The organism is Streptomyces sp. TAA204 (assembly GCF_000424965.1).
Map to the genome: position 1 here is coordinate 266,112 of NZ_AUKW01000010.1, position 13,334 is coordinate 279,445.

Consider the following 13,334-nt stretch of genomic DNA (forward strand, 5'->3'; position numbering starts at 1 on the left):
CATGAGGTCTGCCGGTGTTTCGTCAACGGCGCCGCAGCGATCCGGGCCCCGTGGCCATTGAGACTGCTTGCGTGCCTGCATCTCGTGCTCGCCCGCCCGCGCGGGTGAGCACGTGGCCCACGTCTCCTTGGGTGAGGACTCCTTCGTTCTCTCCCCGTGCGTGGTACTCGGTGCCGGGGATCCGCTCCGCCGACGAGGCGAGAAGATCGCCGGCGGAGTGCGGCGAGTTGGGCCCCATGATGGGTAAGCGTCCGTGCGGGCCTCCAGGTGGTGCCGGTTTCCACACGGGCCGGAGTGGGGGTGCGCCGCTTCTTCGTCAGAGCCCGAACGGGCGCATGGTCGATGTCCCGAGGCGCAACTGACCGCCCCGCCCGCCCTGTTGGACGAGCCCGCCCGCGTCCCTCGGCACCGAGCCCTCCTCGCCGACCGCCCGCCCGGTCCCGGCGCTGGCCCCGCCCTCGAACCGGTTCCGATTCCGGCGGCGCCCCTCCCGCCGGTATGGTCCGCACGCCTCGGCGATGCGCGGGACCTCCAACACGTCATGGCCGTCCCAGCGTTGGGCGCCTCGCCCTGCACTGCCGTACGTACGCGCCCAGTTCGGCAGCGCTGTCTCCCTCGGGGCCGGCAGGAATATCCCCGGGAACAGGGAAACCCTGAGGCGGGAATGGTTGTTGAATTATTGTCCACCGGGGGTTAACGGGGCGGATTCTTTCCCGGCGGCCCGTCTGTGCCTGATTGCTTTCTCCGCGAAGAATGCAGAGAACTGTCCGTCGCTGCGATCTCGCGATTCCGGCGTGCCGCAGCGGCGGAGACCGGCGCGACGGGTGCCGGCACAGGACCCACTCGGGGGCCCGCCATGTCCGTTCGTGCTGCTCAAGTGCCCGTTTGCTGCCCGAGACGGTGCCCCCGGCCGATCCACCCCCTGAACTGGGCATTTCCAGTTCACCAGGGCCTTGTAATCGTTTCCTCGATTCCGTCGATAAACTTGGAGACCGAAGACGGGTATTCGGTGCGGCCTTCCAGGGCATTGATTTCAGCCAGGCTCTCGGCAAACGTCCTGAATTTCCTGGAAACGACTTGGCTCACTGTGCGGGCGAGGGTAGCCTCCTCACATAACCAGACCAGGAGGCGCTTTGATTGCCGTTTCTCCCACCGCGGTGCCCCCACCGTGGCCGTCTGGCCCCGCGCGGGCGTTTCCAGGAGCACTGCCGGCATCTTCGGCCGGTTTCAGACCCCTTTCCCGGCATCCGGTCTGACACGGCAATCCGTGTCTTCCATTCATTGAACAGTCGGTGTCGGAGGTCGAAATGTTCCGCAAGCTGGGGCTGTTGGAGCTGGTCGCGGGCACAAAGCGGTGAGGCGCCCGCGAGCAGATCCGGACCTGCATGTGGCGTCTGCTGTCTCTGCCGGCAGAGCGTCGTCCTCGGCCGGAAGCAGCAGCTCCCCGGCGGTGTGCGTGCCCAGTTCCCCCACAACAAGCCGGCGTGGTCACGCTCGTCGGCTGTCCGGCCGCCGCGGGGCGGGGAAGTCCGGTGCCGGGAGAAGATGATGCACCGCGGTGATGGCCACGGTGCACTCGTCTCGCGGGCCCATGTCTGCCGCACCCGTCTGCCGCCGCGTCCTGAATCGCGGCGTCCAGCACAGCGGTCCGGCCGGTGCCGATAGCCCGCGCAGTACCACGAGCCGTCGGGTGCCGCTGTGGGCGTGCTCGGCGCCGGTGGCTGTCGGCGCGAGCGCCTTACACCATTCACGGCTGAACTCGTGGTTCCGCCGCTGGCTCCACGGCGGTGCCCACCACTCGTGTCCCACAAGGGTGTTGTTGACCTGCCTGTCGCCTGTCTCTCGTCGGTGGCGTGTACACGGATCTCTACGCGGAGGAACCGTTTGTCCAGCTTGAGCATCACAGACCCCGCAGGACCGGAGGATTCCGGGCACTCCTCGGCTGCGCGGCCCGCGTTACCGGTCTCCGTGGCCGTGCACGCCCCGGACCCCATCTCCCGGGAAGGCGCCCTGAGTCAGCTCCGGCGGCACCCGCACATCGAGCTGCGTGAGGAGCCCGGGCCGGGCACCGTGGCTCTCCTGGTCGACGACGTACTCGACCGGGGCGGGCTCACGCGCCTGCGCAGGGCCGTGCGCAGGCAGGGAGCACGAGTGGTTCTCGTGGTGGGAACACTGCGGGAGGAGGACTTCCGCAGTGTCCTGGCATGCGGCGTCGGCGCCGTCGTCTGGCGGCACGAGGCCACTCAGCACAGCCTGGTTCAGGCCGTGCTGGCGACCGCACGCGGCGACGGACACCTGCCCGCCGACCTCCTCGGCCGCCTGATCCGCCAGATGGGAACGCCGTCGTCCCGCACCACCGGCGGCGGCCGGTCCGGCATCACCGCCCCGGTACTCGGGGCCCGTGAGGTCGACGTCCTGCGCCTGATCGCCGAGGGCTTGGACACCGCCGAGATCGCCACCAGCCTGTCTTATTCCGAACGCACGATCAAAAACGTCATCCACCGCCTCACCACCCGCCTCCACCTGCGCAATCGCGCCCATGCGGTGGCATACGCGCTGCGGCAGGGATACATCTGAGGGGCCTGTGCGCATGCGCCGGCCAGGGGGACCACGGAGACCTCGGAAAGCCGCCGGCCGAAGTCGGCGACGAACACCGGAACGGGTCGTCCCCGACTTCGCAGCCCGGACACCGGCTCCGTCAATCGCACATCGCGGACACCGGCCTCGGCGGGTCGGATTCCTGTCCCCGTGCGGTCACGGCTTCCGGCCGATGACGACGCCGTTGGCGGCCGGCGCTTCGAACGGGCGGATCTCGACGTCCGTGAAGCCTGTCTCCAGCAGCCAGGAGCGGTACTCGGCACCGGTGTAGTTCCGGCCGAAGGTCTCCACCAGCATGGACAGGCTCATGAGCGTGGCGTCGAGAGGGCCGTCCTTGGTGTCGGCCACCAGGAGTTCGCTGATCAGCAGACGCCCGCCGGGGGCCAGAGCGTCGTAGCAGCGGCGCAGGATGTGCCGGCACTGGTCGACGTCCCAGTCGTGGAGGATCATCGAGAGCAGTACCACGTCCTGCCCCGTGGGCAGTGGATCGGCGAAGAAGTCGCCGGGGGCGAAGGAGATGCGGTCCGCGAGGCCGGCCTGCTCGACCTTCTTCTGTGTCAGGTCGCAGACGAAGGGCAGGTCGAAGACGGTCGTGTGCAGGGAGGGGACGGCGCGGCTCAGTTCGGTCGCGTAGGCGCCCCCGCCGCCGCCCACGTCCAGCAGTGACAGTCCGCCCGACAGGTCTACGGTCTCCGCCAACGCCCTGGCCGTCGGCCGGGAGATCGCGCTCATGCCCTCCCAGAACGACTCCACGACCACGGGGTTCTCATCGTCGAACAGCGAATCGCGCTGCTCGCTGTCCCAGGCGGTCGGACGGTTGGTGCGCAGCGCCTCATCCAGCCGGAGCCAGCCCGGGTAGTCGTGGCGGGAGACGATCTCCACCCATCCGCCAACGTAGTGCTCGCCGCCGCGGAGCAGATACCGGTCGGTCATCGCGGTGTTGCGGTACCCCTCTCCGTCGCGCTGCAGCAGGCCGAGCGCGGCGCAGGCGGTGACCAGTTGCTCGACCGGGCGCTCCTGCAGGTCGAGGACATCGGCCAGTTGGGCAGGGGTCATGCCAGGGCGTTCGGCGAAGCGCCCGAACACGTTGCGTTCGTGCGCGGTCACGAGTGTCTGGGACACCCACAGGCCGTAGACCATTTTCATGATCGGCATAACGGACACGGGTTGTTCCTGCGAAGCAGTCATCGTCACCTTCTCGGCTCGGCGCGGGGGTCTCGTCACGGCCGGCACCATCCATAACTCCGTCCGGCCGCGGGTTCGTTGGGTCGAGCGGCGTGTCAGACGGTGCGGTGTACGACGTCCTGGCTCCACTCGCGGGCCGTATCGTTGGCGGCGTTGCGCGTGGCCTCCGACGGCACGATCGGGGTGGCTGCCTTGCGGCCGAAGAGCACGTCCATCGGCTCCTCGATGTCGCCGGCGTAGCCCATGGCGAAGCAGCCCTGCTGGTAGCCGATGACCTTGAGCAGATCCTCGGGGAGCGTACGGGCCAGCTCCGGCGGGGCCACGAGGTACTGGTTCTCCTCCTGACGGACCCAGCCCGAGCAGTAGCTGAGGATCAGACCCTGCCGGACGGCGTCGGAGCGGTTGGTGCCGCCGCCGTGCACGACCTTCCCGGTGAAGATCAACACCGAGCCCTTCGGCATTTCGGCGGGTATGGACTCCTCCTCGCCCACCTCACCGGGGGAGAGCGCGTTGCTCCCGGGCACCATGCGGGTGGCGCCGTTCTCCTCGGTGAAGTCGGTGAGCGCCCAGAAGAACTGGCACATCACGTGGTGGTCGGCCGCGAACGGGAAGAAGTCCCAAATCAGTTCGTCCTTGTGCATCTTCTGTGCGACGGAGCCCGGGTAGGCGCTGATGAGCTGCGTCTGGGACAGCTGGAACTCGGTGGAGGACTTCAGCAGCTCCCGCGCGACGTCCATGCACAGCGGGTGGGTGATCAGGTCCCGGCCGGCGGCCGAGCGTGCGACGAGGCTGCCGGTCCGCTTGGTCCGCTGCCCGGCGAACGCGTCCGGGCCGAACGGTGTGGCCTCGATCCAGGACTCCATCTCGCTGAGCAGCGCGTCCACCGTCTCGTGCGGCAGCACGTTCTCGACGATGGCGTAGCCGTTCTCGTGGAGGCTGTGCATCACCTCTGGGAGACCGGCGTCCTTGTCGAACCGGTCGGTGACTTCGGGTTTCACGGTGGTCCTCCCTGTCGTGAATGGAACGGGACCGCACCGGCGGGAATCCCCAGGCACACGGATGAGATCCGTCACCTTTCGGAAGAGGCTCCGCCGGGCGAATTCGGACGACTGCGGGATTCGATTGCACGGGTTCGTGTCCGCTGAGATGCGCCCGGCCGCATGCTAGCCCGCCGCCGACCACGGGAAAAAGACCGGGAAATCGGAGACCCCACCGGGGCAGCTGCCGTCCGTCTGTTCGCGGTGTACGCATCTTCGCTGTTCAGAGCCGAGTGCATGTCGGATGAAGTGCCCGAGATGCATGTCCTTTCGGGTGTCCGGGTGTGCCCCGACGGTCACACACATGTCCTCATTCCTCGGAACTGGCGGGGCCGGAAAGCCACTTCAGAGTGTCCCTGCGGCCGTTCCGGGGATTGCGGCTTCGGTGATGGGATCGGCTTGCACGAGAATTCCGCCCGGCCGGTGGCACGCCACGTCCGCCGGAATTTCACCGACGCAGGGGATCAGCGGATCCTGCATTCCGATTCCAGGGAGAAGACACGCCATGACCACTATCGACACGGCCACGGAAACCATTGCCTTCGACGGGGAGACCCTCGGCATCGAGGACGTCCGCCGCATCGCGGAGGAGCAGGCCTCCTGCTCCGTCAATCCCGAGGTGCTGGCCAAGGCCGACGCGAGCCGGAAGCAGTTCGAGGACATCGTCCGCCAGGGCGCCTCGGTGTACGGGGTGACCACTGGATACGGCGAGATGATCTACATGCAGGTGGAGCCGTCGAAGGAGGTGGAGCTTCAGACGAACCTGATCCGCAGCCACAGCGCGGGCGTCGGGCCGCTGTTCGCCGAGCACGAGGCCCGCGCCATCCTGGCCGCCCGGCTCAACGCCCTCGCACGTGGCTACTCCGCCGTGCGGCCCGAGGTGCTGGAGCGCCTGGCGCTCTACCTCAACGAGGGGATCACCCCCGCGATTCCCGAGATCGGCTCACTCGGCGCCAGCGGCGACCTCGCGACCCTCTCCCACATCGCCGTCACCGTCATCGGCGAGGGCTACGTGCTGCGCGACGGCGTTCCGGTGCCCACCGGCGAGGTGCTGCGCGAACGGGGCATCCAGCCGCTGGAGATGCGGTTCAAGGAGGGCCTTGCGCTGATCAACGGCACTTCCGGGATGACCGGACTGGGGTCCCTCGTGGTCAGCCGTGCCCTCGACCAGCTCCACCAGGCGGAGATCGTCTCCGCCCTGCTGCTGGAGGCTCTCAGCTGCTCCACCAGCCCGTTCCTGGCCGAGGGCCACGAACTCGCACGTCCGCACAGCGGCCAGATCGACTCGGCCGCCAATCTGCGTGCGCTGCTGGCCGACAGCGGGCTGGCCGTCCCGCACGCGGAGCTCCGCGGTGAGGTGGAGCGCAAGCGGTCGGGTGACGACGTGACCCGCACCGACGTCTACCTCCAGAAGGCGTACACGCTGCGGGCCATACCGCAGGTGCTCGGAGCGGTCCGGGACACCCTGCGGCACGCAGCCGGCACGCTCCACACCGAACTCAACTCCGCCACCGACAACCCCCTGTTCTTCCCGGGCAAGGAGGTCTTCCACGGCGGCAACTACCACGGCCAGCCGGTCGCGTTCGCAATGGACTTCACCACGATCGCCCTCACCCAGCTCGGCGTGCTCTCCGAGCGGCAGAGCAATCGCCTCTTCAACCGGCACCTCAGCTACGGGCTCCCGGAGTTCCTCGTCGCCGGCGAACCGGGTCTCAACAGCGGCTTCGCCGGCGCCCAGTACCCAGCCACCGCGCTGATCGCGGAGAACCGGACCATCGGCCCGGCCAGCACCCAGAGCGTCCCCTCCAACGGCGACAACCAGGACATCGTCAGCATGGGCCTGATCTCCGCGCGCAACGCGCGCCGGGTGCTCACCAACAACACCAAGATCCTGGCCGTGGAGTTCCTGGGCGCCGCCCAGGCCGTGGACCTGAACGGCTGCTACGACCGGCTCGGCCCCGCGGGCCGGGCCACCTACGACACCGTCCGCGCGCTGGCGCCGACCCTCGACCGTGACCGGTACATGTCCGATGAACTGGAGGCTGTCGCCGGTGCCGTCGAGCGCGGCGACTTCCTGCACGCCGTCAACTCGGCCGGGATCACGCTGCGGTGACCGAGCACACGCACCCGGCAACGGATCATCCCCACGGCGGACGGGAGGCAGGATGAAGACGGAGGACGCCCTGGCCGTGCTGGACGCACCGCCTGACGCGGACGTGGACCCGGACGAGCTCGTCCGGGCGGCCATGGAGTGGCACTTCTCCCCGGAGACGGGCACGCCGTTCTGGCTCGACCGGCTGGAGCGGCTGGACTTCGACCCGCGCACCGATGTGCGCACCGCCGACGATCTGCTGCTGTTCCCGCAAGTCGTCGACGACTTCCGCCACGTGCCGGTGGAGGATCTGCTGCCCCGGGGATACGGCGGGGCAGCCGAGGTGATCGGTGTCTTCGAGAGCGGCGGCACCACCGGCGCCCCGAAGCGCGTGCTCTACCTCGCGGACTGGATGGAACGCGAAATGGTGGGCGCCATGCGTGCCATGGACGAGCGGGGCTATCCACGCGGGGTGCACTGGCTGTCGCTGGGCCCCGCAGGCCCGCACGACTACGCCGAACTGACCGGCCAGCACGCGCGCCGCCGCGGCGGCGTCCGCTTCGCCGTCGACTTCGACCCCCGCTGGGTGCGCCTGTGTCTGCGGGACGGGCGGGCCGGGGAATCCGAGCGGTACCTGGACCACGTGCTCGCCCAGACCGCCACCGTGCTGAGCAGCCAGCGGATCGGGGCGATACAGGCGCCCCCGCCCTTGCTGGAACGGCTGGCACGGGACGGGCGGCTGGTGGACATGGTGCGCGACCAGGTCGAGGTGATCACCTGGTGCGGGGCCAGCATGGACCGGGACACCCGGGATCTGCTGCGCGACGAGGTCTTCCCCGGCATCCCGCTGTACGGGCTCTACGGCAGCACGATGGCGCTCGGCGCCGCGTTCGAGCGGACCGCCACCGATGACGGCGACTCCGTCTTCGACTCGCCCTCACCGCACGTTTCGTACACCGTCGTGGACCCGGACACCGGTAAGCCTGTCGCGGTGGGAGAGACCGGCCAGGTCGTCATGCACCACCTGAGCAAGTCGGCGCTGCTTCCCAACAACCGCGAACGCGACGCAGCACGGCGGGTGGTCGCGCCGGACGGCTCCCCGGGGCACTCCGTGGCCGACGTGCACCCGCTGGAGACCTTCACCGGCGTCCCCGTGATCACGGGAGCCTACTGATGACGGTGGTAGCGCAAGAGCCCGTTCAAGAGAGAGCCGCAGCACCGTACTTCATCGACGCCCTCGCTCCGGAGGGCACGTATCGCACGGGCAGGCGGGAGACCGTCCGGGACGTGGCGGGCGTCCCCGTCGCGGAACTGACGCTCGCCCCCGCCCTGTTCGTCGCCCGCGCTCTGGACCGGTCACGGCGCCGGCCGGCTCACGCGGCGGACCAGCCACGGTCCGAGCTCGCCGAGCGGCTCCGGGCGGCGGCCGCGCTCTTCGCCTCGGGCACGCTCGGCGGGCTGACGCCCGACGAGCACCATGTGCGGGTGGCCCGTACGACGGGCGTCCCGGTGGCGGTGGTCCGCGATGCGACAGCGACCGTCGCCGGGGTGCTGGCGAACGCGGTCGACGCCACCGAGCGGGCCCGCCCCCGGGCGGCGCTGCCGCGGGGCCCGCGGGACGTGCCGGACGGGGGCGCCGTCGTGTGGCGCCGGCGGGGACGGCTGTTGAGCGTCAACGCCTCCGGCAACCACCCCGCGGTCCACTCGCTGTGGCCGGAGGCTCTGGCGTTGGGCTACCGGGTCGCGGTGCGGCCCTCCCGCCGCGACCCGTTCACGCCCCACCGGCTGGTGCTCGCCCTGCGGTCGGCGGGATTCGCCGACGAGGACGTGCTCCTGCTGCCGTGCGACCACGGCGCCGCCGACGAACTGGTCCGCGGCGGCGACCTCGCGATCGTCTTCGGTGGCGACGAGACGGTGAACCGGTACGCCGGCGGCTGGTCCCGGACACCGGTGCTGCCCCAGGGACCCGGCAGAGTCAAAGTGCTGGTCACGGGGCAGTGGGAGCCGCATCTCGACGTCATCGCCGAGTCGGTCTGCGGGCTCGGCGGGGTCTCCTGCCTCAACGCCACCGCGGTGCTGGTCGAACATGACGCCCGCGGCTTCGCCGAGGCCCTCGCGCAGCGGCTCTCGGAGCTGCGGCCGCTGCCTCCGGAACGGGAGGAGGCCGGGCTCCCGTGCCTGCCGCTTGCCGAGGCCCGCTCGGTCGTGGACTCCTTGCGGCACTGCGCGGACGGTGCGGAAGCCGTGCTCGGCGGCGGCGTGCACGACCTCGGGGACGGCAGCGCCGCCCTGCGGCCCGCCGTGCACCTGCTGGAGGACGCCATGGCCGAACAGACCGGTGTGGAGCTGCCGTTCCCCTGTGCGTGGGTCGCGCCCTGGTCCTCGGAGCAGGGCGCGGCACCCCTGCGCGGTTCGCTCGTGGTGGGCGTCGCCACCGAGGACTCAGGACTGGTGGACGCACTGCTGGAGGATCCGTCCGTCCGCAATGTCTACGGCCTGGACCGTCCCACCTGGTGGCTGCCGCCGGGGATGCCGCACGACGGGTTCCTGGCCGAGTTCCTCATGCGCAGCACCGCGCTGACCCGTATCTGAAAGGAGGACACGCTGTGCGTGCTGTGGTCATCCACGCCCCGGGCGACGTACGTGTCGAGGAGGTGCCCGAACCACGCATCGAGGAGCAGACGGACGCGCTGGTGCGGGTGGTGGCGGCCGGCGTCTGCGGGTCGGACCTTTCCGTGCTGCGGGGCCTCTCGCCGTTGCCGCGGCCGGTCCGGAGCGGGCACGAATTCGTCGGGGTCGTCGAGGAGGTGGGCGCCGACGTGGCCGGCCTGCGCCAGGGGCAGTTCGTCCTCTCCCCGTTCAGCACCTCCGACGGCAGCTGCCCGCACTGTCGCCGCGGGGTGCCCATCGCCTGCGAACGGGGCCGGCTGTTCGGCGAGTTCGGGCCGGACGGCTCAGCGCTCGACGGCGGTCAGGCCGAGTTCGTCCGGGTGCCGCTGGCCGGCACCACCCTGCTGGCCGTCCCGGAGCCCCCACCCGACGAACTGGTTCCGCCGCTGCTGGCCCTGACCGACGTGCTCTCCACGGGACACGAGGCCGCCCTGCACGCGGGGGTGGGCCCGGGAGTCACGGTCGTGGTCGTCGGGGACGGCGCCGTGGGTCAGTGCGCGGTCATGGCATGCCGCAGGCTCGGGGCCGGGCGGATCGTGGCCATGTCGCGCGACCCGCGGCGGCAGGAACTCGCCCGCGCCCACGGGGCCACCGACGTGGTCACCGGCAGGGGCGCGGAGGGCGCGGCGGAGGTCGCCGACCTGCTCGACGGCGGAGCCGGACACGTCATCGAGGCGGTCGGCACGCTCGAGTCGGTGCGGCAGGCGATCGGGTGCGCACGCCCGGGAGGCCGGATCGGCTACGTGGGCCTGCCCTGGGACGTGACGCTTCCGCTGTGGGAACTGTTCGCCAAGAACCTCTCCCTCAGCGGCGGCGGCTCGAACGTGCGCGCCACGATGCCCGGACTGCTCGGCGACGTACTCGACCGCACACTGCGGCCGGAGCGCGTTTTCGACTCGGTCTTCCCGCTGGCCGACGCGTCGAAGGCGTTCCACGCGATGGACGCCCGGCGCTGTGTCAAACCGCTTCTGCGCCCCTGACCGGCACGACGCCCGGCGGCGGGCCACGTCGCCGGGTCGCGCCGGCCTCGCCGGGACCGCCGTCCCGGTCGGCCCGCGTTCCGGTGGTCCGGAGTGCGGGCCCGACCGCCGGTGACGCCCGTCGTCGGCGCGCGTGCCCGGGCTCACGTCGTGGGCACGAATTCGGGCAAGGTGAGGGCCGAATGGGCCGGTCTTCCCTCGGCGGAGGGCATGGCTCTGAGATTGCGCAACATGTCGTTGCGCTGCTCCAGGGCTCGAGCGGTGGTCGGGAAGAGTGTGGCGTCGCCCTCGCCGACCTGCTCCTGGTTCACGGTGACGAACTCACGGGTGTTGTGTTCGTAGGCAGCGAAGCCCGCGGCGTGGTCCCGGTCGGCCAGCGAACCGGCGAGCATGTACGCGCCGACGAGCGCGAGGCTGGAGCCCTGTCCGGTGAGGAACGAGGGCGCGTACGCGGCGTCGCCCACCAGCGCGACCCTGCCGCTGGACCAGCGGGGCATGCGGATCTGGCTGACGGCGTCGAAGAACAGGTCATCCGCGTCACGCATGGCGGCAAGCATGCCCGGGACCTCCCATCCCGCGTCGGCGAAGACCGCGGCGACCAGGTCCCGTTGGGCTTCCGGATCCCGGAACGCGTCGAACGGTGGTTCCGGCTGGGCGAAGTTCAGGAAGGCGTGCACGTCGTCGTTGTCCCCCACGGCGTAGAGTGCCGCGGCCCTGCCCGGGGCGTTCCACATCACGGTCTCGTGGGAGAGCCCGAACGTGTTGCGCATGGTGAACCCGGCGAAGCAGTAGCCGAGATACCGGTGGAACTGCTCTTCGGGGCCGAACACGAACTCACGGGTAGGTGAGTGCAGACCGTCCGCACCGAACACCATGTCGAACGTACGTCTGCTGCCCCCGCGGAAGGTGACGTCGACCCCGTTGCCGGACTGGTCGAGGGTGTCGATGGAGTCGTCGAACAAGAACTCCACATCGTCACGGACCGCTGCGTGGAGAGCGCCGGTCAGATCACCGCGCCGCACCTCCAGATCCTGCCCCGCGAGCCCGCCGGTGACGGTGTGCGGGCTGACCGACGCCACCTCGCTGCCGTCCCCGTCGAGGAAGGTCAGCCGGCGCAGGTCGATGTGCGCGTCCCGCAGTCGCGGCAGGATCCCCATCCTCCGGACGACCTCAAGTGCGGTGCCGCGCACGTCCACGGGGTAACCACCGTCACGAAGCGCGCCCGCCTTCTCGACCACCGTGACCGCGAATCCGTGGCGGTTCAGCCAGAACGCGAGTGCGGGCCCCGCGATACTGGCCCCGGATATCAGAACCTTGCGCCTCGGCGTCGTACGGGTATCCGTCATCAGGTCAGCGCGGGTCATTCCTTGGCTCCTTTGCTCATGGTCCGGACGACAAGCAGGGACAGCAGCGCGACGACGCCGGCGATGAGGAAGCCGGTGACGAAGGCCGATTCGGCCGGGACGTCCGACCCGGAAGGGGTCCCGGCGGTGAGGAGCGCGCCACCGAGCATCCCGCCCACGGCGGAGCCCAACACGCGGGTCACCAGGACGAGGCTGGTGGCGATACCGGTGTCACTTTCGTCGACGGAGGAGACGATGCTGGTCACCATGGCCGTGACGCACAGGCCGTTGGCAAGCGCGATCAGCGCCTTGCCGACGACGATGTGCCAGACCTCGGTGTGTGCGACTGACAGGGCGAGCAGGGCGGTGGCCATGATGACGACCGCGGCAACGGCCACGGCACGCGAGCCGAAACGCCGCTCCCCGAGCCCACCGGCCGGCCCGGCCAGCGTCCCGGCCACGGCGCCGGGCAGGAGGATGAAGCCGATCCCGGTGGCGCTGGCCCCGAATCCGTACCCGTCGCCGGACTCGCCGAGCAGCTGCGGAATGAGGAAGACCCCCATCGCCGTACCGAGGCAGATCACGAACGTCAGCGCACACGACTTCCAGATCACAGGCCGTGCCAGCATGCGCAGATCGATCATCGGCGAGGCCGCACGGCGTTCAACGGCGACCCATCCGGTCGCGAAGGCGGCCAGAAGCACGATGAGGACGCCGAGCACGAGAGGTCGCGAGCCGGCCTCGGGCGCCACCACGAACACGAGCATGAGCGTGACCAGCATCCCGCTCAAGAGAAGCAGGCCCGGCCAGTCCATCCCGGCATCGTCCGTGCGGCCCGGCGGATCAGACGGCATCAGCCTGTTCACCAGCAGGGTGAACCCGATGACCGCGAACGTCGGCACCGCGAACATCCAGTGCCGGGAGAGCGCTTCCGCCACGGGCCCGGCCGTCAGGAGTCCCACCATCGAGCCCCCCACGAACATCCCGCTGACCAGCCCGATGGCAACCTTCGACTCTCCCGCGGGGAGGTGTTTGCGCACCACGATGAACGACAGGGGCAGTGCGCCGATCATTACTCCCTGCAGAACCTGACCGAGCAGCAACACCGGCAGGTTGGGCGCCAGCGCTGACACGAGTCCACCGACCGAGACCACCGCCATCAGTCTGATCAGGACTCGTTTCCCGCCGTAGCGGTCGCCGAGCTTGCCTGCGAGCGGTGTGACGAGCGCGCCGGTGACAGCCAGCACGATGCTGAGCAGCGCCCCTGCGGATGGACTGATGTCCAGCTCGCGTTGCAGGAGCGGGAGCGTCGGCGCCACCACCGATTCCAGGGCACCGGTGGAGATTGCCAGTAAGCCGAGAGCCCAGACAGCGGCCTTCCCGATACGGACCGGGGGAGCCAGGGTTGCGGTTGCAGTCATGGTCGTCC

At 70.0% G+C, this 13,334-nt stretch carries 9 protein-coding genes; 5 read left to right on the top strand and 4 right to left on the bottom strand.

Features of this window, described 5'->3' with window-relative positions:
• Positions 1 to 1,968 precede the first annotated feature (1,968 nt).
• Positions 1,969 to 2,577, top strand: a complete 609-nt coding sequence (locus tag H343_RS0117485) for a response regulator transcription factor (protein ID WP_028432215.1) — start codon at positions 1,969 to 1,971, stop codon at positions 2,575 to 2,577.
• 177 nt (positions 2,578 to 2,754) lie between these two features.
• Here the strand turns inward: H343_RS0117485 and H343_RS0117490 are convergent, their stop codons facing one another.
• Positions 2,755 to 3,753: a methyltransferase gene (locus tag H343_RS0117490; RefSeq protein ID WP_078505784.1), complete on the bottom strand. Its 999-nt coding sequence runs from the start codon at positions 3,751 to 3,753 to the stop codon at positions 2,755 to 2,757.
• A 125-nt stretch (positions 3,754 to 3,878) separates the two neighbouring features.
• Complete coding sequence (locus H343_RS0117495) at positions 3,879 to 4,781, bottom strand: phytanoyl-CoA dioxygenase family protein (RefSeq protein WP_028432217.1); 903 nt, start codon at positions 4,779 to 4,781, stop codon at positions 3,879 to 3,881.
• A 544-nt stretch (positions 4,782 to 5,325) separates the two neighbouring features.
• Here H343_RS0117495 and cmdF point away from each other — a divergent pair.
• Genes cmdF through H343_RS0117515 form a run of 4 tightly spaced genes read left to right on the top strand, consistent with a single transcriptional unit; the run spans position 5,326 to position 10,562 of the window.
• The gene (gene cmdF, locus H343_RS0117500; RefSeq protein WP_028432218.1) at positions 5,326 to 6,933 is read left to right on the top strand and encodes a tyrosine 2,3-aminomutase; all 1,608 of its coding nucleotides are present in this window, start codon (positions 5,326 to 5,328) and stop codon (positions 6,931 to 6,933) included.
• Positions 6,934 to 6,985: 52 nt separating this feature from the next.
• Positions 6,986 to 8,086 (top strand): AMP-binding protein, encoded by a 1,101-nt coding sequence (locus H343_RS0117505; RefSeq protein WP_028432219.1) that lies wholly within the window; start codon positions 6,986 to 6,988, stop codon positions 8,084 to 8,086.
• Positions 8,086 to 9,504, top strand: a complete 1,419-nt coding sequence (locus H343_RS0117510) for an aldehyde dehydrogenase family protein (protein WP_051265430.1) — start codon at positions 8,086 to 8,088, stop codon at positions 9,502 to 9,504. Before H343_RS0117505 ends, H343_RS0117510 begins: the two co-directional genes overlap by 1 nt.
• A 14-nt stretch (positions 9,505 to 9,518) precedes the next feature.
• Positions 9,519 to 10,562: an alcohol dehydrogenase catalytic domain-containing protein gene (locus H343_RS0117515; RefSeq protein WP_028432221.1), complete on the top strand. Its 1,044-nt coding sequence runs from the start codon at positions 9,519 to 9,521 to the stop codon at positions 10,560 to 10,562.
• A 143-nt stretch (positions 10,563 to 10,705) separates the two neighbouring features.
• Here H343_RS0117515 and H343_RS0117520 read toward each other — a convergent pair whose 3' ends face one another.
• Together H343_RS0117520 and H343_RS0117525 are read right to left on the bottom strand one after the other, a co-directional pair.
• Positions 10,706 to 11,926 carry an FAD-dependent monooxygenase gene (locus tag H343_RS0117520; protein ID WP_028432222.1) on the bottom strand — a complete coding sequence of 407 codons (1,221 nt, stop codon included), beginning with the start codon at positions 11,924 to 11,926 and terminating at the stop codon, positions 10,706 to 10,708.
• Complete coding sequence (locus H343_RS0117525; protein ID WP_037904066.1) at positions 11,923 to 13,326, bottom strand: MFS transporter; 1,404 nt, start codon at positions 13,324 to 13,326, stop codon at positions 11,923 to 11,925. Before H343_RS0117525 ends, H343_RS0117520 begins: the two co-directional genes overlap by 4 nt.
• Between the last annotated feature and the right edge of the window lie 8 nt (positions 13,327 to 13,334).